Annotated in this window: 15 protein-coding genes and 1 pseudogene; 11 read left to right on the top strand and 5 right to left on the bottom strand. The window is 38.6% G+C overall.

Features of this window, described 5'->3' with window-relative positions:
* Positions 1-57 precede the first annotated feature (57 nt).
* Both ispB and QMA00_RS16720 read right to left on the bottom strand, forming a co-directional pair.
* On the bottom strand, positions 58-1,029 hold the full coding sequence (ispB, locus tag QMA00_RS16725) for an octaprenyl diphosphate synthase (protein ID WP_076921914.1): 972 nt from the start codon (positions 1,027-1,029) through the stop codon (positions 58-60).
* Positions 1,030-1,167: 138 nt separating this feature from the next.
* A complete protein-coding gene (locus QMA00_RS16720; protein ID WP_008114960.1) occupies positions 1,168-1,323 on the bottom strand; it encodes a hypothetical protein in 156 nt (51 codons plus the stop codon).
* Positions 1,324-1,452: 129 nt separating this feature from the next.
* Here QMA00_RS16720 and rplU point away from each other — a divergent pair, with 129 nt between their 5' ends.
* The 7 genes and pseudogenes from rplU (at position 1,453) to QMA00_RS16685 (ending at position 7,034) form a co-directional block, all read left to right on the top strand.
* Positions 1,453-1,764: a 50S ribosomal protein L21 gene (gene rplU, locus QMA00_RS16715; protein ID WP_004587921.1), complete on the top strand. Its 312-nt coding sequence runs from the start codon at positions 1,453-1,455 to the stop codon at positions 1,762-1,764.
* Between the two features lie 16 nt (positions 1,765-1,780).
* The gene (rpmA, locus tag QMA00_RS16710; protein ID WP_004587922.1) at positions 1,781-2,038 is read left to right on the top strand and encodes a 50S ribosomal protein L27; all 258 of its coding nucleotides are present in this window, start codon (positions 1,781-1,783) and stop codon (positions 2,036-2,038) included.
* 154 nt (positions 2,039-2,192) lie between these two features.
* Complete coding sequence (cgtA, locus tag QMA00_RS16705) at positions 2,193-3,344, top strand: Obg family GTPase CgtA (RefSeq protein ID WP_055012496.1); 1,152 nt, start codon at positions 2,193-2,195, stop codon at positions 3,342-3,344.
* 74 nt (positions 3,345-3,418) lie between these two features.
* Positions 3,419-3,910 (top strand): type 3 dihydrofolate reductase, encoded by a 492-nt coding sequence (folA, locus tag QMA00_RS16700; RefSeq protein WP_175610038.1) that lies wholly within the window; start codon positions 3,419-3,421, stop codon positions 3,908-3,910.
* A gap of 82 nt (positions 3,911-3,992) precedes the next feature.
* Entirely contained in the window at positions 3,993-4,367 is a 375-nt protein-coding gene (locus tag QMA00_RS16695) for a DUF3718 domain-containing protein (protein ID WP_076921916.1), read from the top strand.
* Positions 4,368-4,559: 192 nt separating this feature from the next.
* Positions 4,560-6,496 (top strand): annotated as a pseudogene (locus QMA00_RS16690) (methyl-accepting chemotaxis protein).
* A gap of 64 nt (positions 6,497-6,560) precedes the next feature.
* Complete coding sequence (locus tag QMA00_RS16685; protein ID WP_054201940.1) at positions 6,561-7,034, top strand: peroxiredoxin; 474 nt, start codon at positions 6,561-6,563, stop codon at positions 7,032-7,034.
* Between the two features lie 72 nt (positions 7,035-7,106).
* On the opposite strand, the gene QMA00_RS16680 is transcribed toward QMA00_RS16685, so the two are convergent.
* On the bottom strand, positions 7,107-9,239 hold the full coding sequence (locus QMA00_RS16680) for a S8 family peptidase (protein ID WP_076921917.1): 2,133 nt from the start codon (positions 9,237-9,239) through the stop codon (positions 7,107-7,109).
* 307 nt (positions 9,240-9,546) lie between these two features.
* On the opposite strand from QMA00_RS16680, the gene QMA00_RS16675 reads away from it, so the two are divergent.
* A complete protein-coding gene (locus QMA00_RS16675; protein ID WP_076921918.1) occupies positions 9,547-10,731 on the top strand; it encodes an NAD(P)/FAD-dependent oxidoreductase in 1,185 nt (394 codons plus the stop codon).
* 138 nt (positions 10,732-10,869) lie between these two features.
* Here QMA00_RS16675 and QMA00_RS16670 read toward each other — a convergent pair whose 3' ends face one another.
* On the bottom strand, positions 10,870-11,151 hold the full coding sequence (locus QMA00_RS16670) for a hypothetical protein (RefSeq protein WP_254843650.1): 282 nt from the start codon (positions 11,149-11,151) through the stop codon (positions 10,870-10,872).
* A 191-nt stretch (positions 11,152-11,342) separates the two neighbouring features.
* Between QMA00_RS16670 and QMA00_RS16665 the strand changes: the two genes are divergently transcribed.
* The 3 genes from QMA00_RS16665 (at position 11,343) to QMA00_RS16655 (ending at position 17,287) form a co-directional block, all read left to right on the top strand.
* A complete protein-coding gene (locus QMA00_RS16665) occupies positions 11,343-12,842 on the top strand; it encodes a competence protein CoiA family protein (RefSeq protein ID WP_076921919.1) in 1,500 nt (499 codons plus the stop codon).
* Between the two features lie 88 nt (positions 12,843-12,930).
* On the top strand, positions 12,931-15,069 hold the full coding sequence (locus QMA00_RS16660) for an AAA family ATPase (protein WP_076921920.1): 2,139 nt from the start codon (positions 12,931-12,933) through the stop codon (positions 15,067-15,069).
* Positions 15,062-17,287: a UvrD-helicase domain-containing protein gene (locus tag QMA00_RS16655; RefSeq protein WP_076921921.1), complete on the top strand. Its 2,226-nt coding sequence runs from the start codon at positions 15,062-15,064 to the stop codon at positions 17,285-17,287. Before QMA00_RS16660 ends, QMA00_RS16655 begins: the two co-directional genes overlap by 8 nt.
* A 236-nt stretch (positions 17,288-17,523) precedes the next feature.
* Here QMA00_RS16655 and QMA00_RS16650 read toward each other — a convergent pair whose 3' ends face one another.
* A complete protein-coding gene (locus tag QMA00_RS16650) occupies positions 17,524-20,025 on the bottom strand; it encodes an N-6 DNA methylase (RefSeq protein ID WP_076921922.1) in 2,502 nt (833 codons plus the stop codon).
* Positions 20,026-20,472: the final 447 nt, after the last annotated feature.

Genomic DNA, 20,472 nt, shown 5'->3' with positions numbered 1-20,472 from the left:
AGTTAGCGCTGAAAATAGCTGCTTGAGATAGATTTATTATCCAGAGTTCAGGTTAACTTAGTGGTCGCGGTCAACCGCTATTCTAGCTAAGCTAATTAACGCTTGCTTGTAACTCGACTCCGCTAAGCAATCTAAACAGGCAATTGCTTTTTCTGCTTCTTGCTCGGCTTTTTCCATTGTGAACTCAAGGGCATTGGTATGTTTGAGCGCAGCCAGTATCTCGTCAAGGTGCTCCATACCATTACAGTGCTCAATAGCGTCTCTTATTAACTGTGTTTGATGCTCACTACCGTGTTGCATTGCATATATAAGAGGTAACGTCGGCTTACCTTCAGCTAAATCATCGCCAATGTTTTTACCAAGTTGGTCGGCATCAGCGTTGTAATCTAAAACATCATCCACTAACTGAAAAGCAGTGCCTAAATGCATACCATACAAATTAAGTGCGTTTAATACACTGTCATCTTGCTCAGTAATAATGGCCGCAAGACCCGTCGCTGCTTCAAATAGCTTGGCGGTTTTAGAGTAAATAACCTGCATATAACTGGCTTCAGTAGTATCAGGGTCGTTGCAGTTCATTAATTGCAGCACTTCGCCTTCAGCAATAATATTGGTTGCATCGGCTAATACTTGCATTATCTGCATTTTACCAAGACCCACCATTAGCTGAAACGAGCGGGTGTAAATAAAATCACCCACCAGTACGCTAGCAGCATTACCAAACTCAGCATTTGCTGTGGGTGTGCCACGGCGCAAGTTAGATTCATCTACTACATCGTCATGTAAAAGCGTTGCGGTATGAATAAATTCAATAATTGTTGCTAGCGTAATGTGATCTTTACCTTGGTAACCTAGCGCTTTAGCCGCCAAAATAGCCAACATGGGGCGAACACGTTTGCCACCGCTGTTAACAATATACAAACCAAGTTGATTAACTAACGCCACATCTGAGCGCATTTGCGCATGTATTAGTTGATTGACGTCATTCATATCGCTTTCGATTAACGCCTGGATAGCTTTTATATCCATTGATCTCCGAGCCAATTTTAATGTGTGAACGGCGCAGATTGTACAACAAAAAACGCATTAGCTCGATATTTTGTGATGATTCCTTAAAAAAACACCCTTAAGTAGGTTAAATGACCTATTAACTTGGTGAATAATTGATTAAACACCCTGGTTTAAATTTGAATCATCCTTGACGGTTAATTGAACTACATAGGCTTGCTTTGCGATTGCTAATTTATTTTCTCTAACCGTTAAAAAGCGCTTGGCAAAGGGGGATTTTAATATAAAATAGGGGAAATATTGAATTGCTCTCAATGCAGCTACTTTTTATTCATTTAATTACAAAAAGAGGCTTGCTAGTTTTTTCGCATTAGCGTAAACTTCGCGCCCTATTGAAGAATATTTTAGTTGCGTCGATTTGAGGGCGCACAGACGGAGTTAATTATGTACGCGGTTTTCCAAAGTGGTGGTAAACAGCACCGTGTGACTGAAGGTCAAACAATTCGTCTTGAGAAATTAGACGTTGAAACTGGTGCAGCAGTTGAATTTGATTCAGTACTTTTAGTTGCTGATGGTGAGAAGATCGAGATTGGTGTACCGTTCGTAAACGGTGGTAAAGTAACAGCTGAGGTTGTTTCACACGGTCGCGGTGAGAAGATTAAGGTTGTTAAATTTAGACGCCGTAAGCATTCTCGTAAGCAAATGGGCCATCGTCAATGGTTCACAGAAGTTAAAATCACTGGCATTAGCGCTTAATTAGAGGTACTTAGAAATGGCACATAAAAAAGCAGCTGGTAGTACTCGTAACGGTCGCGATTCAGAAAGCAAACGCCTAGGTGTTAAGCGTTTTGGTGGCGAATCAGTTCTAGCGGGTAGCATCATTGTTCGTCAACGTGGAACTCGTTTCCATGCTGGCGCAAACGTAGGTATCGGTAAAGACCACACTATCTTCGCAAAAGCAGATGGTAAAGTTCAGTTTGAACAAAAAGGTCCTTTAAACCGTAAATACGTAACTATCGTAGCTGAGTAATCAGTAAGGTAGTTAAAAAACCCCGCCTTTGCGGGGTTTTTTGTTTTAAGCAGCTCTAAATATATACCCAAGTGTTTTTATGCTCAGTGTGCTCTATAGGCCACTTAGGTATATAATAGAGTTATTAACAAGCCAATCCCTAAAGTGAGTAATCATGAAGTTTGTAGATGAAGTAGAAATTCGCGCAGAAGCTGGTGACGGTGGCAGCGGCATCGTGTCTTTTCGTCGTGAGAAATATGTTCCAGATGGTGGACCTGATGGCGGTGACGGTGGAGACGGTGGTAGTGTTTATCTACAAGCTGATGAAAACTTAAATACCCTTATTGACTATCAATTCGAGCGTTTTCATAGAGCAGAACGCGGTACTAACGGTCAAAGCCGTAATTGTACTGGTAAAAAAGGTGAAGATCTGATTGTAAAAGTACCGGTAGGCACACGTATCATTGATGTTGATACACAAGAATCATTAGGGGATTTAACCCAAGATGGTCAACGAATTGTGGTTGCAAAAGGCGGTTTCCATGGCTTGGGGAATGCGCGTTTTAAATCAAGTACCAATCGTGCCCCACGTCAAAAAACACTAGGAACACCGGGTGAAGTACGTAACCTTAAGTTAGAGCTAATGCTGCTCGCTGATGTAGGTTTACTAGGTTTACCAAATGCCGGTAAATCGACCTTTATTCGCAGCGTATCGGCTGCAAAACCTAAAGTAGCAGATTATCCATTTACTACGCTTATCCCTAACTTAGGTGTTGTTCGTCCTGAAGCAAATAAATCATTTGTCATTGCCGATATTCCTGGCTTGATTGAAGGTGCATCAGATGGTGCAGGCTTAGGTATTCGTTTCTTAAAGCATTTAGAACGCTGTCGTGTGTTATTGCACATTATTGATGTTATGCCAGTTGATGGTTCAAATCCTGTTGATAATGCTTTTGCAATCATTAACGAGCTACATCAGTACAGCCCTAAGCTTGCTGAAAAGCCTCGCTGGTTAGTATTTAATAAAATTGACTTATTGCCAGAAGATGAAGCCAAGGCCTTATGTGAGCAAATTGCAGAAGAGTTAGGTGAGTCTGAAAATATTTATAGTATTGCTGCAATTAATAAATTGAATACTCAGCCATTAATTCACGACATCATGACGCTACTTGATAACATGCCTAAAGAAAAGTTTGTTGAAGTGGCAGACGAAGAGGTTGAATTTAAATGGGATACCTACCATCAAAAAGCCACTAAAGGCGATGATGATGACTGGGATGATTGGGATGAAGATGATTACGACGTAGAAGTTGTCTACGAGCGTTAATGATAATTGTATATATTTAAAAGGAGCTAACGCTCCTTTTTCTTTGATTAATAATAAAGTATTGGGTATTTAGTGTGATAATTTCAATGATTGCAGCAATGGCAAACAACCGTGTCATTGGTTTAGATAATAAAATGCCATGGCATTTACCTGGTGACCTTCAGCACTTTAAAAAAGTAACCTCTGGTAAACCCGTTATTATGGGGCGCAAAACATTTGAATCAATAGGTAGGCCGCTGCCTGGGCGACGTAATATTATTATTACTCGTAATAAAGACTATCACGCATCAGGAATTGAAACAGTAACCACACCAGAAGCTGCACTTGAGCTTGTTAATGATGTTGCAGAGGTGATGATTATTGGCGGTGGAAACATTTACCAGCAGTTCTTAGGGCAAGCACATCGGTTGTATTTAACCTTTATTGACTTAGATGTAGAAGGGGATACACAGTTTCCTGATTACCAAAATGTTGCAAGTTGGCAAATTGAAGATGAAATGTTGATGGCAGCTGATGATAAAAATAAATATAGTTATAAGTTCGTAACTTTGAATAAAATTTCTTAACATTATTGCCAAAATCTGAGCGTGTTGGTACAATATTAATCAGTCGAGTACGAAAAAAGTATTAATACAGGGTGTCCAATCAATGATTAAATTACCGAAGCTAGTTGTAATTGCTGCTATTGCAGCGGGTTCGTTTGCTTATACTGCGCCTGCAAGCGCTAATGATCAGTTAGCTGTTTCAATCTGTGAATACATTGCCGCTGATGATAAAAATCGTCTGCGTAGCAAACTAAAAAGTTCACGTGTGAAAGTACGTAATATCTATGATGCAGTTTTCTGTAATGGTAACAACTTATTGCGTCACGCTGTTGCAAGTAATGCAGTTGATACAGGCGAGTACATTGTTAAAAACTTATCAAAGAGGTCACTTGAAGATGGTGCCGATATTGCTTGGGCTGAGGCAAATCATGCAGGATCACCTTTAATCCCTATCATTAAAGACCGCGCAGGCCTTTAAATAAAAGCTTAATTAATAAAAAAAACCGCGTTTAAACGCGGTTTTTTTTACTTAGATAAATTGTCATTTTACACCCTGTTTAACTACCTTTAAGTCTAGTTCCCCCTGAGTATTTATCCTTATTACTTTTATTACATAAAAATGTCATAAAAACTCAATACTCTATGTGTATGTCAGTTTTGAGATATATTTATGCGTGTATCATTTTTTACCCGTTTACTAGCCATTTTATTAACGTTAGCAAGTATCCTTTTAGCCGCTTGTTATGGGCAAGCCATACATTACTTAAACTTCAGCAACAAGATAGTGCATATAGCCAATTAAAAAATAGCATAATGGTCGAGCTTGCCGATCATTTGGAAAGTTATTTAGTACAAGGTAATAGCCAATACCTAAAACAATCATCGACCTTGATTTAGCAGCTTAAAGCGCAACAGTTAACAGTGCTGCCTCCTGAATTAGAAATTCGTTTAGCTGCACAATTAACTTCATTAAATACAGATATTAATGGTAAATACAGAGTACTTGGAAAACTATCTGGCAATGAAACTGCGCTTTTAGATAACGCGCTTAGACAAATGGCCGGCTCAGCCTCTTCACTCATTAATTATGCGCAAAAAGCACCAATGCAAACCAGTAACGCTCTTAATTATTATAAATTAGCGAGTGATTATTACAGTGAAGTGCTTAATTTATCTTTATCGACTTATCAGTTGATCAATGATTACCAACCTGAGGTAGAGAAAAACCTGCAACAAAGTATAAAAACCCTAAATTTACTAGCTATAAATATTGAGCAGTTACCGAACTTAGGGGTAATGACTGAGGTTGATGAGTTTGCTTTATTTGTAGATGAGGAGCCAGAGGATTTGGCTGCTGATATAAAAGCGGAGTTGGTGAGTTGGCCTAAGCGCTATTTACGTGATTTAAGCAATACTTTATCGCAAGCAAAGCAGCGTAATTCTGGAACGAATGAGTTACATGAACAAATTAGCGTGTTATCAAAAACAGTGATTGAGGCAGAGCAAACATTAAAAGCGCAGCAAGATACCGTTAAACAACAAGTATTTTGGGTGTTTGGAATTGCAATAGGTGGTTTAGTAATATTAGCTTTTGGTGTTTATTGGGTGCAACGTAAACAGGTTTTACAGCCTTTGCGGCAACTACGAGATGGGTTTGCATTTTTAATCGAAAGTAATGAGTTAAAAAATATTACAGTGAATAATCCTAAAACAGAGGTTGGTGAAATAGCGCAGTATTTTAACCTGTTAATTGAGCGCCAGCGTCTGGAGGCGCAAGAAAGAGCGAGTATGCTTGGTGTCGTTAGTGACTTTATGGAGCAAATGAGTGAGCATTTAGAAAAAATAGGTACAAAAAGCGCGACTAGCTACGAACAAGTTGTTAAAAATGAAAGTTTACTAGTAAATATTCAACATATAGGTGAGCAGGTTAATCATATTAACGCTCAAGCTGCTGAAAATGCTCAAAGTACTTATGAGGCAATGCAGCAAAGTGTTGGTTTTGCTAAAAATATGCTTAATGCGAGTTCTGATACACAGCAACGTATTGAACAAGGTATGCACAGTGTGCAAGAGTTACTGAGCGGCGTACAAAGAGTGAGTAATATAATAACGGTTATTCGCACCATAGCTGAGCAAACAAACTTACTCGCGCTCAATGCTGCGATAGAATCAGCAAGAGCCGGTGAGCAAGGTCGAGGTTTTGCCGTAGTTGCTGATGAAGTAAGGCAATTAGCAATGCAAACCCAAGGCTCGTTAAAAGAGATCAATGATCAGTTGGCGCTACTAAGTGAAAACTCTCAAGTGGTTTATAAACAAATCAATGCACTAACTGAGGATGCACAATTACAAACCGCAAATGCTCAAGAGCTTCAAGCAAACTCTGAAGGAGTTGCAGGCAATGCGCAGCAGGCTAATAAAGTTGCGATTGATGCAATGGAGCTGGCTATACAACAAAATGAGTTGCTCCAAGGCTTTACTCTATCGATGCATGATATGAAGAGCCAAGTAAGTGAGTCGAGTGAATTAGTTGCTGATATAGGCTCGCAGTTAGAGTTGCAAATGACACCTATTAAAGAAGGTCTAGGTTTAGATAACAACAGCGATTAATCGAAGACGAATTAAATATTAATCTGTATGCTAAAAGACTATGTAATTACCCTAAGGAATTAATATGATAGAGCAAGGTCAAACAATACCTGCAGTAAGTTTATCTCAGCTTAGTGATGAAGGTATGCAAACGCTCACTAATAATGAATTATTCGCAGATAAAAAAGTTGTATTATTTGCAGTGCCGGGTGCTTTTACGCCTACTTGTTCCAATGCTCATTTGCCTGGTTATATCGCGCTAGCTGATAAATTCAAGGCTAAGGGTATTAACGCTATTTATTGTGTATCGGTAAATGATGCATTTGTTATGAAAGCATGGGGCGAGTCACAAAATGCAGAACATATAGATATGCTTGCAGACGGCGATGCCAGTTTTACTCGTGCCTTAGGGCTTGAAAAAGATACTGCTGGCTTTGGTGGTTTGCGTTCTAAGCGCTACGCTATGGTTGTAGATAATGGTGTTGTTAGCGAATTACTTGTAGAACAAGAAAAAGAATTTGTAATAAGTAGTGCTGAAGCCGTTTTAGCCAAGCTATAACTAAGCTGTTTTAAGTATTGAATAAAAGCCGATACATATGTATCGGCTTTTTTTATCTAAGGAGAAAGTAGTTTACGGCTGGTATTGACCGCTTAGCGTTAAACCAGAAAAGGTTTGATACGCATTTACGCTTAGATGCCATGTTCCCGCTTGAGGGTTACTAAATGTACATGTTTCAGCGTTACCATTTTTATAAGGACGACAATCATAGCTTGAGCTAGTTGGTTGACTGCCAAACTTTACAAATAAATCTGCATCACCGGTGCCGCCAGACGTTGTTACTGTAAAGTTAGCCATGCCAGCTGGCACATCTAGCGTGTAATGTTTCCACTGACCTGCATTTGCAGTAACATCAGACACTGTGCCACCACCTGATTGAGGTGTACCTGAACCACCACCGGTTGAACCACCTGTAATGTTACCGACTAAGCTAACACCAGTGTAGGCAGAATAACCATTTAACATTATATGATAAGTACCTGGGGTTGGGTTATCAATAGAGCACTCTTCACTGTTACCGCCTTTATAAGGGCGACAGTCGTATGTAGAGGTAGTTGGTTTGCTACCAGCACGTACATACAAGTCAGCATCACCTGTACCACCGCTCGTAGTGAAAGTAATATTAGTGGCACCGCTTGGGACTGTCATAGTGTAAAAGTCTTGTGCACTTGCTGCACCACTTAATCCCGTTTTCACTTGTCCATCAACAAGCTCATTATCACCTGATATTGGCGGTGGTGTGCCACCTGATGCTGCGGCAACAGCGGCTGCAGCATCCACAATACCTGTGCCACAGCTAGTACATGTTGCAGAGAATGAGCGAGTGGTTGTTTTTAAGATGTTTTCAATTTCATCAGGAGTCGCATTTGGTTTAGCTTGTTTGATCAATGCAGCAACACCCGCAACATGAGGTGCAGCCATTGATGTACCTTGCGAAAAACCATAGCTGTCGCTTGATGGTGTTGTTGAACCTGAGTTGTAAGTAGATAAAACACCCTCAGAATCATTTGCAAAGCTTTGCGCGCCACCCGGTGCTGCCACATCAATATTACTTCCGTAATTTGAGTAATAAGCGCGACCACCATTACGGCCAACCGATGCAACATTAACAACACCATTACAGTTACCTGGGTTGTAGTTTGCAGAATTATCGTTATCGTTACCTGCAGCAATAACAACAACTGTGCCGTTGTTACGAGCGGTATTAATGGCATTTTGCGTGGTTGAACTACATGCACCCGCACCACCTAAACTCATGTTAATTACATCGGCTGGATTAGCATTTGCTGATGTACCCGATACATTACCACCTGAGGCCCAAATGATACCGTCAGCAATATCTGAGGTTAAACCGCCACATTTACCCAACACACGCACTGGTACTACTTTGGCGTCATAAGCAACACCAGCAACGCCTTCACCGTTATTCGTTACTGCAGCGACAGTGCCTGCAACGTGAGTACCATGCCAACTAGAGCCTTGTGCACCGTTATTACCACATTCACCAGCTGCAACCGCATCCCCTGGATCGCGAGCATCGTTGTCACGGCCATTGCCATCATTGGCGACTGATAGATTAGAGATCATATCGTAGCCTGGTAAAATATTAGCGTTTAAATCAGCGTGAGGGCGGTAGCCCGTATCAAGCACAGCGACAACCACACCACTGCCTGTTGCCGTATCCCAAGCTGTTGGTAGGTTAAGTCCACCGGCTTGCTCATAGTAATGCCATTGATCGCCATAACGCGGGTCATTTGGTGTCGCAAATGGTTTTAGCATTTGATCGACTTCAATATATTCAACATTACCCGAATTAACCATTTCCTGCATGAACTGCTGGGCCTCTTCAGCGTTTAGTTTTTTATCGGCACGCATTACGTGATGGTTATTGAGTGCCATTGCGCGAACATACTTGGCTTTAACTTTGCCTTTTTTTGAGGTGAAGTTTTTTACAAAGCTTTGCGCTTTTTTATTCATCATTGCTGGTGATACATCAGCGGTTGAGGTACTCATCATATCGTTGTTATTCTTATATTTAATGATGAATTGAGTCTCAAAACCACCTTGATTTTGTAACTTAGCTGAGGTTTCTGCCATTGAAGATGCGATTGCTTGCGCTGGGTTTGCCATGCTTGAGCTGGCAGCAAAGAGTGTACTTATTGTTAGCGCAACAGCGCATTTTTTGAATGAATTATTAGAAGTCATAATTACCCTTAGTTTTATTATTATTTGTGAAAATCCACAAAGCGGGTACAAAGGTAAATGATCTGTTAACTATTTTGAAATATTAAATACGTATGTACCTATTTCATTTAGTTATAACCGTGGATCCAGTAAGCTTTCAGTCGTTTTGTATTTGTTTTTATTATGTTGATGATCCTAATGTATTAGGTTTATATGATGCTTTTTATCATTATTTAATCTTTATTGATAAATTAAAAACAATATAACAGCTATCTTGTTGTTACCGAAACTTTGTTATAATTCACCAAAGTTTTTAAGAGATGACCAAATGACTCACCTTGATGTGATAGTGATCGGTGCCGGAGCTGCAGGTTTAATGTGTGCAGCACAAGCAGGATATCGCGGCCGAAGTGTTACAGTGCTTGATATGGGTAAAAAGCCAGGACGTAAAATTTTAATTAGTGGCGGCGGGCGTTGTAACTTTACTAACGAAAATGCGAGCCCTAATAACTATTTATGCACTAATCCCCATTTTGTAAAGTCGTGCTTAAGTCGTTATACCCAGCATGACTTTGTAGAGCTTGTAGACCGACATGGTTTGGCGTATCACCATAAAACATTGGGACAATTATTCTGTGACAATAGCGCACAAGACATTGTTGATATTTTACTAACAGAGTGTGAGTGGGCGGGTGTTACAATTAAACTACGCAGCGAAGTGTTAAATGTAGCTAAAACAGCAACAGGTTACAGTGTCACAACTGAGCAAGAAACACTGACCTGTGAGTCGTTAGTTGTCGCATCTGGCGGTTTAACCATGCCTAAACTGGGTGCTACGCCAATCGGCTATAAAATTGCAGAGCAATTTGGCTTAAAGATATTGCCGACTATGGCTGCTCTAGTTCCCTTTACCTTACATCAGCACGATAAAGACCGTTTTGAAGGGCTTTCGGGTATTAGTATTCCTTGTGAAGTTGCAAGCGAAGATGGCACCGTATTTAAAGAGAATATTTTATTTACTCATCGCGGCTTATCTGGGCCTGCTATATTGCAAATAAGCTCGTTTTGGCGAGCAGGTCAGGCGGTAACGATCAATTTACTGCCTGAACTAGATTTAAAGCAACAGCTAGCTGATTGGCGAGAAACACAAGCGCAAAAGTCGTTGAAAAATAGCCTCGCGACTATCCTACCTAAACGCTTTGTAGAAATACTCCACGACAGTAACGCCATTCCCGATTGTAATATTAATCAACTAACGCATGGCCAAATAGACGCGCTTGCTGATTATATTCATGCGTGGCAAATTAAGCCAAATGGTACTGAGGGTTACAGAACGGCAGAAGTGACTTTAGGCGGTGTTGATACCGACGAGTTGAGTTCAAAGACATTTGAGGCTAAAAAAGCCAAAGGCTTATACTTTATTGGTGAAGTGACCGATGTAACGGGTTGGCTAGGAGGTTATAATTTCCAATACGCGTGGAGCTGTGGATTTGCCGCTGGGCAATACGCGTAAATAGTAGCTCAGAATGTAAACAGGCACTTTCAGAATTAAATAAGCACTAGCTTTTATTAAACAGATACAACTTTAGCTTGCAGTAAGTAAAGAAGTTTTATTATCAATAGAATAGCTGCCGCAACGTACAGTTTTATGTTAATGCTGGAGTGTTGCGGTTTTCAACGCATTAATTTGCTCAGGGTTAAAACCGTTTCGAAGTAGCTCAAAGTCACAATAATCTATGCTCGCCTTTCTTCCTTCGCCAATAACTTTGTAGGTACTGCCGCTTGCTGTTTTTATTAGGTTTGCCTTCGGATTTATTTCAACTAATTTTGAGGTGCATATATAATCACCTTTGCTGAACCTAAAAGATTTATCTTCAACACAGATGCCCCACAAAACTTTACCGATATTATGATCGTCATCTTTAACTGTCACGATTTGCTAATTACAAACTATGGGAAGTCCAGATATATACATATAGCTAAGTATTTTTAAATATTAAAGTTTGCCTTACACTGAGAAATTTCATATTTTAACCGCAGAGAGGGTTTTACTTACCAGTTTAAATAAGCTCATTTCTTATGCTAGTAAAAGTTCAGTGAATTATAACTTTGAAAGGACTCAATGTGTCTGAAATTAAAATAGCTTGGGGACTTGGCGCTGATGGTGTTATGCGTCATATTTCCGAGGTTAATAAAGGAAAAGCCTGTGACTGTATATGCCCATCAGTAAATTGCTCTAGTCCACTTATTGCAAATCAAGGATCCAAAAAAGCACATTATTTTTCACATAAAGCTCACACAGGGTGTAGTGGTGAATCTGCGTTGCATCTTGCGGCAAAACAAGTCTTAGAAGATTCAGCGTCTGAAAACCTACATCTTATTTTACCTGAAATTCATGCTACTTATTCTTCTACAGACATGGCTGGAGAAGTAGTTGAGAAAGCGCTTGTACAAGTGTCGAACTTTCAGATGGTAAAAGCTCAACAAGAAGTTAAACTGAATAATGATCTAATTGCTGATGTTGTAAGTCAATCAACTAAAGGCGAAAGTTTAGCTGTAGAGATTTTTGTTACTAACGCAAAAGATGAAGTCGGGGAGCGTAAGTATAGCGCTGTTGATATCGACGCCATTGAAATTGATTTAAGCGTATTGCCTTGGAACGTAGATCGTAACGAATTAAAAGTGTTTGTATTAAAAACAGCTAATCGAAGATGGCTTCATTGTAGAAAGAAAAGTCAACTAGAAAAAAAATTAAAACTACAAGTCGATAATGAAATTATTGAAATCAATCGGCGCTATCTTGCTAATTTGTACACTATAGCAAAATCACTAAGCACTAATCTTAATATCCCCAACTTCAAGTGGCCCTCTCTTACCGTAAATAAGGAGCTTTCTAATTCTGAGCGATTTATCGTATCCAGAGAACCTAAGGTTACGCATTTTAATGACGATTGGTTACCGCTTAAATATGGTTATAAAGGGACGGCTGTTGTTGAGAAAAAAGTAAATATAGATGTCGTACTTTTTGTAGTAAATAATCTTCGCCAAGTAATGACTCATTCAAGTCCGACTTTACTTATTAGCTACGACGAACAGATGAACATTGATGACTTGCAGTTTAATCTTAGGTGGAAAAACATAGATGCTTGGCGAGAAAAGCTTGAGAAAATAGCTAATGCTGAATTAATTAAAAAAGAACAAGAAATAGTTAATCGAACACAAAAACGCTCTGCTTTTGTTCAAGATTTTAAAAATGCGAACGAAACTGTAAAAATGCAAATTCTGTGTAAAAAACTAGGCTTAAGGCAACCTGAGCAACTTTCAAAGTACGTCTATTGCTGGAATTCGTCTTGGGATGTATGGCGGACCGTTGTGTGGGCTTATAAAATTCATGGCAATAAAGGTTACATAATTGATGCAAACGATATCGCGAGTGATCCTTGGCTGGAGTCTCTATTGGGTTTCTCAGTAGATTATGAAGCTTATGAATCTCGTAGAAAAATGGTTGGTTTTTGGCTAAAAAAACTATTCGAGTTAGGGTATCTAAGAAGAGTTGGGTGGACTAAATATGAAGTTGAAAACAGCCTGTTGAAAAACTTTTCACCTTGGACCTATATAAAGTAACTATGAAATTCGGTACCTAGTTATGTAAGACAGTTAATAAGTTAAGTGATATTGTAGAAATTATTTTCAATAGCTATGGATGGTGATTATGTATATAAATGAACTTGTTGTAGAGAATTTTAGGTGCTTCGGGACAGGAGATGAAAAGTTAAAGCTTCCATTGCAAGTAGGGCTGAATACGCTTGTAGGTGAAAACGATGCTGGGAAAACGGCAATCATTGATGCATTGAGAATGATTTTTGGTACTAGAGATCAAGAAAGTCTTAGACCTATAGCTGAAGACTTTCATTATTCCCCTGAAGGTATTCAGGCCAAAGAATTCTCTATAGAAGCTCTTTTTATAGATTTATCTCTCGCAGAGCAAGCGTATTTTGCTGACTATTTAACTTACCAGCCTGAAATTGAGCATAACCCAGTTGTTTTAAAAATTACGCTAAATGCAGCTCTACGCAACGGAAAAGTAAGAACTACAATTTTTGCAGGTCTTCCAACTTCAGCTCACGGATTAAAGGAACTTGATGCTGATGCGAGAGATAATCTTCGGGCTACTTACCTTAGACCGCTTCGAGATGCGGAAAAGGAAATGGATGCTGGGCGAAACTCACGAATTTCAAAAATATTGAGGAAGCAACCTACAATAGGTCTAGGTGAAAATGAAATTAATTTATCTTCAGTATCTGAAGATAAATTTGGTGAAGTTATTGATAAAATAGGTGTTGTTGGTATTGCTCGCCTAGTAAATCAACTCTTAGAAAGGCAACCTGCAATAGGTGAAACTACAGAAGCCCTTAATACAAAATTTTTGAAGCCACTACAGATGTCAGGAGATAACCTCAGTGCTAAATTAGGTATAGGACCTGATTCAGATGAAGAAGCGCTTAAAAGGCAGATGTTGGAGAAAATAGGTATTTCTTTGGATAATATCGGTGGTAGACGTGGATTAGGTTCAAATAATTTATTGTATATTGCGTGTGAAATGCTTCTTCTTGCAGACTCTAAAGATGAGCCTGCTTTGCTGATTATTGAGGAGCCAGAAGCACATTTGCATCCTCAACGACAACTAAAGTTAATCCAGTATCTCCAAAGTAAAGTGCAAAAACACAAAGAAGAGCATGCTGTTCATTTACAAGTTGTTCTATCAACTCATAGCCCAACATTAGCTTCAAAACTACCAATTAAATGCATGACGATGGTTAACAAAGGTAGGGTGCTACCTTTTAACGCAGCAGGCCTGTTACCAGAAGATGATTGCATTTTTTTAGAGCGCTTTATTGATGCTACAAAATCGAACTTATTTTTCTGCCGAGGGGTAATGATTGTTGAGGGAGACGCAGAGAATTTGTTAGTCCCTTCTATAGCTAAACTTATTGGTAAAGATTTCACAGAAAATGGGGTTTCTATTGTCAATGTTGGGCATACAGGACTTAGCCGGTATGCAAATATATTCTCTGGTACAAAGGATTACCCTAACCCAGGGATTAATGTTTCGTGTTTACATGACTGGGATTTAATCCCTTTTCCGGCTGCTCGTGAACTGAGACTTGATAGTGTCAAAGATAAGTCACAACTCGATTTGCTATGGGAAAGTGCGTATGAAACTGTCAAAGGTGGTGGAACTCCTGATTTTAAAGAGCTAGATGCAGCTTTCCCAAAGAATGTGATTTCTAATTTGGAGGGAAATAAATTCGATGCTGCGAAAATTGAAGCGGCTGAACGTGATTATAAAGGGAATTTTGTTAAAGGTTTTTACTCTGGTCCTTGGACATTGGAGTACTCTTTGGCGTTTCATGGTTTAGCAAAAGAAATGACAGTAGCAGCTTGTTTGGCTAAAGCCGAACACTCGACTGTGTATGATAAATCTAAACAAGCGAAGGTTGTGACAGCTGCTAAAAGTTATTATGAATTCTTAACTGAGCAGTATAAGGATATCGGTGTTTTAGCGGGTAAAGTGTATGAGCTTTTCTTGAGTCCAGTTAGTATATCTGACTACATAGGTGATGAAAACGCCTCATTGATTATGAAGAAAAAGGCTTCAAAAGCTGCTGCTGGTCAGCACCTTGGGATATTACTAGAAGATATAGATGATAAGCTAATGCGTAGTCATGGCTTGGAATATGATCGTATAGCTTACTGGAAGGGAGTGCTTCCGGCTGCATTGGTAGAAGCAATCAATCATGTCACTACTGCCGTGAGACCTTTACCGCTTGAGGGGAATAGTGATGAATAGTGTTCGATCATTGCTAAGCTGTAATCAGAACAAAGATGAACCCCCTTTTTCTGCGGAAGATATTAAATGGGTAGAACTAGTTTTAGGGTTAAAAAAAGGTTTTGATGAGCATCAAATAACTGTTTTGCAAAACCTTGACGAGTTAGATGTTGAGGCATGCCCTGGTAGTGGTAAAACGACGGTGCTTGTAGCGAAATTAGCGCTACTATCACGTTATTGGACGTCTAAGTCACAGGGGATCTGTGTTCTGTCTATGACAAATGCAGCAAGAGAAGAAATTCAGGAGCGGCTAGGGAGCACATTTGAAGGACAAAGGCTTCTTCGTCACCCTCATTTCATAGGGACTATTCACAGCTTTTTTAGTGATTTTTTAGCTAAACCATATTTAAACTCAAAAGGTATCCCATTAGTAAGTATTGATGATGAGCTTTGTCGCTCTCAAAGGCGTAAATTGCTACAAAAAGATTATTACCTCCGCTTAACAGATCATTTTGTTACTGAGCAAGTTAAGAAACGTTTAGATGATATTAAGAGTTCGAAAGCGACTGCGAAAAAACATGTTGAAGCTCAGCAATGGTTAGCTGATCACGAGAAGAAAGATGTATCAGAAAGACGATTGGGCATCCCTATTTATTGGAAGATAGTTGACGAGTCTTATAATACAGTTCGCGTGACTCAAGGGGGAGATAAACCCTTTGAGCTCTCCGCAGATCTAGAGCTGTTACTCAGAAAATGCGTTGAGGAGGTAGTGAATAAGGGGATATTTTGTTTTAGTGATATTTTTGTTTTCTCCAAAGCATTAATGAATACATCTGAAGATGTATATAAAATAATTCGGGCGAGATTTCCTCTTCTGTTTATTGATGAAGCACAAGATACTTCCTCCTCCCAGACTGAAATGCTTCATAAGCTATTTTTATCAGATATACCAGAACTAAACGCTGTAACAAGGCAAAGGTTTGGTGATGCAAATCAAACAATTTATACTTTTGAACCTCCCATGCCATCAGATGGTTTAGACCCATATCCATCATCAAGTATTGCTAGATTGACCTTACCTGTTAGTCATCGATTTGATCAAAGTATTTCATCAATTGCTGCGATCTTTGAGACAAGCCCTTTAGACATTGCAATGCAGGGAGTAAGAGCCGATTCAAATGGAGGTTGTAATCATTGTGTATTGGTTTTTAGTGAAGAGACTAGAAACTTAGTTATTCCAGCTTTTGCAGAGCTCCTATCAAAGGAGCTAACCTCTTTTGAGCTTGAGTCTGCAAATGTGAAGGTTTGTTCCCATATACATAAAGAGAGAGATGGAGCTCCTTCAACAGAAGAGTTTGCACGAACTATTAGGGATTATTACATGCCATATATTGCTGATAAGATGACAAAAGAGCACCAGCAGCATCGCTATTTAATTGATTACCTAAATCATGGCAGATATCTTATTAGGGATACCAAGAGCCTATTTGTTGGTATGGAAAAGTTTGCCGAAGGAGTATTGAGAGCTTGTTTTTTAATCACTAGTGACAGTCTCGATGATACTAAAGGCACAAGTTTTTCAAAAATAAAGTCACTGGCAAATAAACATAGTGCCATTAAGCGTGAAGTTGGAGACCCTTTGTCAGCAGCTTACACCCAAGTTGTTCTAAAGTCTTTGACTAACCAAAATAAAGTGGATGAATATAACTGGAAAGCTTTAACTGCAATTGTCCTCGAGGTGATTAGCAGCCTTACTGATAGATCTGATATTGACTCATCTAAAGTCAAGTTTATTGATTGGCATGGAGTCGATCTTCCTGATGGTCACCTCGAAGAAGGTGCAAGTGAAAGAAATAATTTATATAGGCATAAATTCAATGATAGTGAGGACACTATTGATCTTAGGCTTGGTACTATCCATTCAGTCAAAGGACAGACACATACAGCAACGCTGTTGCTTGAAAGTACAAATCGGGGACCGATACTTGGTCAATTGAAGCCTTATCTTCTTGGGGAGCAGCGAGCTAATGAAGCGACTGGCCCTAAAAAAAATTGGCTAAATACGCTATATGTTGGATTAACTCGACCCACTCACCTTATTTGTTTGGCTATTCCTGAATCCCATAAAAAAAATGCCACAAGCAACATAGATTGGACAAGCGAGGATTTTGAAAAATTAAAGGCTAACGGTTGGAAAGTAGCTAGGGTTAATGAAAAGCTCCAGTTGGACTTTATTTAGGTGCTCTACAGGCAAACATTATTGTCGCTGCACATAGTGATTCAGTTTTTGCATGGTTTTTCTTTTTCAAGTAACGCTCTGATGACTTCTTCATGACGCTCTTGACTCTTGAAAGATATTGGTAGAGTGTTTCAAAAATGACTTATTTAAGTTCTGATGCATCCTTATTACCACGCAATATGTCAGCGGCGTTGAACAAATGTCTTTCTAACTAGGATAAGGTTTATGGTATATTTTTACTTATTAAAATGTGAATTGATATATTCTAAAAGTTCATAACCGGTTAACGTGACTGATGAGGTTCCTGTTCTTCTCATAAACTCAGTTGGTTCGCTATGAAATACTCCATTTTTGTCTTTACTTGGTAATAGCACCGGCTTTGGCGCTTTTTTACAGTCGACAACAATGATTATTTTTTTTTCTATTTCAACAGATGAATACTCCAACCATTTGTTATTTCTTTCACCTAAAAAGTTTGCAACGATTTGAGATAAACGCTTTATGTAAGCTTCGGCTTTTATTTCACCGATGTGCTGCATTTCCTTTTCAACACCACTGATTCTGCTGTCATCATTTACACCAATCAATAAAGTGCCACCATCAGTGTTTAAAAAAGTTGCAATATTTTTCGCTATTTTATACTGCTCTTCTTTGCATCTCTTTTTGTATTCTTTATCATTTTTTTCATAAGAAAGACCTAAATCATCAACATTTACGAAAAAGGATTGTTTGAATTCGATCCTCTGAGTTTCATTTATTTTAATGAGTTGCTTAATTCTGTTTACTTCATCTAAAGTTGAAAGTTCATAAATAAGACTGTCTGTTTGGCTTTCAACTTCTTTATAAAGAGCAGGTTTTTCAAGTAAATTATTTTTAAATTTGGCAAGTTGCTCTCTTGCAACATCTAACTTTCTGGCCAAGTTTATTATTCTATTTTGTTCATTCTCAGCTGGAATAAATATTGTTAAACTCTCAAGGTCCTTTTTATTTAGCATTGGCATGGTTGTACCACGAGGAAGGTGAGATAGCGTGAGCTTACCTAGTTCTGATTCAAAAAATAATTTTACGTACTCGCTTGAAACTATATTTTCATCAAACTGAATTTCAAAAAAATTTAATTTGTTTCTGGTGCCTATTTCATCGTGTTCAATGCACTGTTTTGTGCCTTTAGCTATCTTACTTAACACTATGGTATTTGAACGAGGGCTATTGGAAGGAGAGTTAATTGATTTTACTGCACAGTTTTCATGGTTAGAGGAAAAAGAGTACTTTTTAAAAGCTTGATGGTGTGCATTGAGTTCATTTATTCGTCTTAAAACAGGTGAATTATCAACATAGCCCTTTACGTTAAGGTTGTAATCATTTTCACGAATTTCTTCTATGTAAACTAATTTTGAATAACTTCCATCTGTGACGTAGGAAAAGTACGCATTAGTAATTTTTTGGATATCTTCTGGGCGTAAACGATTTGCGTATCGAACTTCACTATAGTCATGTGAAGCATCGACAAATAAAACTTTTTGTTTGTTAGCATCAGGTTTATTTTTGTTAAGAACTAAAATGGCAGTAGGTATACCTGTGCCATAAAACAGCCCCTGAGGCAGAGCAATGACGGCTTCTATTAAGTCGTTTTCTATAATTCCCGCTCGAATTTGTTTTTCATCACCATTACGAAAAAGAGCGCCAAAAGGAATAATCGAGACTACTTTCCCATGATCTTTACAGGTCGCTAGCATGTGCTGTAAAAACATTAAATCCGCTTTTCTAGTTCCCGTATTTACTGCACCATATTTAAACCTTTCGGGGAATTTAAAATCGAGGTTTAAATTTTGATCTCTAGTACCAAAGTTGCTGGAAAAAGGAGGGTTTGAAATCACTCTGTCGAATTGGGTAAGTGTTCCATCGCTATTGATATGTCTTGGGTTTTCTAATGTATCTTCGTTTGTAATGTTACTTAGCTGAGCCCCAGAAAATAGGAGGTTCATTTTAGCAATTGACCACGTCGTACCTTTTATTTCTTGCCCATAAAGCTCTACATTTGAATTAACCCCAATACTATTACCTATATACTTTTCTGCCCCGATGAGCATACCGGCAGAACCACAACATGGGTCATAAACAGTGCTGCCATTTTGTGGATTTGCAAGTTCAACCATTAACTGAACTATCGCTCTTGGGGTATGAAATTCTCCGGATTTACTTCTAGCATTTTCTGCAAAATAGCCAAGTAATGATTCAAAAGCCTCACCTAAAACGTCTGAGTTTTCTAGGCTATTATCAGCTAGATTAATTTGGTTAAAGTGAGTGAAAAATTCGCGAAGTTGATTATCTGTTAATATTCTTTTACCTACTTTACGATTAAAGTCGATGTGCTCCAATATGTCTTGTAGTGAGCTATTACCTTGCTCTAGCCTGCTAAGCGCTTCATTTAAGAAGTTACCAACATTTTTATGGGCTTGTTTGACTAAATACTCCCAACGGGAGGTGGGAGGTACATAAAAAGTATTTTTGTACCACATTTTATTTTCGGCAATGTTTTTAGCTTCTTCTTTGCTTTTACCTTTTTCAAGTTGAGTATTGATAACTTCTTCGCGACGTTCTTCAAATGTATCGGAACAGCGCTTTAAAAACAGCATGCCGAAGATATACTCTTTTATCTCGGAAGCATCTATCGTGCCTCGCATTATATCCGCAGCTTTAATTAGATGATTTTCCAGTTCAGTTTGAGTTATCTTCATGTATCAGCCTTCAAAAACTCTTCGTTGATTTTATCAGGCGTAATACCTGTTCATCTCTACTGCCGATGTTATATCTCAGCAAAAACTGTTGTTAATTTGGGAGTAAATAACATCCTTATTCTGCAGATTTTATTGGTGGAGGACTCTTTTTTATTCTACCTGCTTTTCCCCCAACTTTAGATATGTTGCACCAATTGAATTGTTGATAATTCGTCTGCCATTACTTTCTCTAAAAATGAACAGGTACAGGATATGAGAAAATTGAGGAGATAACAAGAAGTCAGTAAACAAGCATTGTTTGATGATTTAAAAAGTATCATTGGTTATCACTAATTATCATAAAACTATCAGTTTTTCTTTTTTCATAATTTCATATGATTTAGACAGACAACCAATGAGGAGAAAATAATGTCTAATCAAAATAGTAATCACAAAGCGAATCAAGCA

This window comes from Pseudoalteromonas sp. APC 3694 (assembly GCF_030407565.1).
Lineage (GTDB): Bacteria > Pseudomonadota > Gammaproteobacteria > Enterobacterales > Alteromonadaceae > Pseudoalteromonas > Pseudoalteromonas tetraodonis.
The sequence above is the reverse complement of the archived record's forward strand: the minus strand, read 5'-3'. Positions and strand labels throughout refer to the sequence as shown.

Coding starts and splice junctions, on each gene's coding strand:
- QMA00_RS16650 (WP_076921922.1), bottom strand. CDS start 20,025: ATGAAGATAACTCAAACTGAACTGGAAAATCATCTAATTAAAGCTGCG.
- rplU (WP_004587921.1), top strand. CDS start 1,453: ATGTACGCGGTTTTCCAAAGTGGTGGTAAACAGCACCGTGTGACTGAA.
- QMA00_RS16675 (WP_076921918.1), top strand. CDS start 9,547: ATGACTCACCTTGATGTGATAGTGATCGGTGCCGGAGCTGCAGGTTTA.
- ispB (WP_076921914.1), bottom strand. CDS start 1,029: ATGGATATAAAAGCTATCCAGGCGTTAATCGAAAGCGATATGAATGAC.
- QMA00_RS16685 (WP_054201940.1), top strand. CDS start 6,561: ATGATAGAGCAAGGTCAAACAATACCTGCAGTAAGTTTATCTCAGCTT.
- QMA00_RS16680 (WP_076921917.1), bottom strand. CDS start 9,239: ATGACTTCTAATAATTCATTCAAAAAATGCGCTGTTGCGCTAACAATA.
- cgtA (WP_055012496.1), top strand. CDS start 2,193: ATGAAGTTTGTAGATGAAGTAGAAATTCGCGCAGAAGCTGGTGACGGT.
- QMA00_RS16655 (WP_076921921.1), top strand. CDS start 15,062: ATGAATAGTGTTCGATCATTGCTAAGCTGTAATCAGAACAAAGATGAA.
- QMA00_RS16660 (WP_076921920.1), top strand. CDS start 12,931: ATGTATATAAATGAACTTGTTGTAGAGAATTTTAGGTGCTTCGGGACA.
- QMA00_RS16695 (WP_076921916.1), top strand. CDS start 3,993: ATGATTAAATTACCGAAGCTAGTTGTAATTGCTGCTATTGCAGCGGGT.
- rpmA (WP_004587922.1), top strand. CDS start 1,781: ATGGCACATAAAAAAGCAGCTGGTAGTACTCGTAACGGTCGCGATTCA.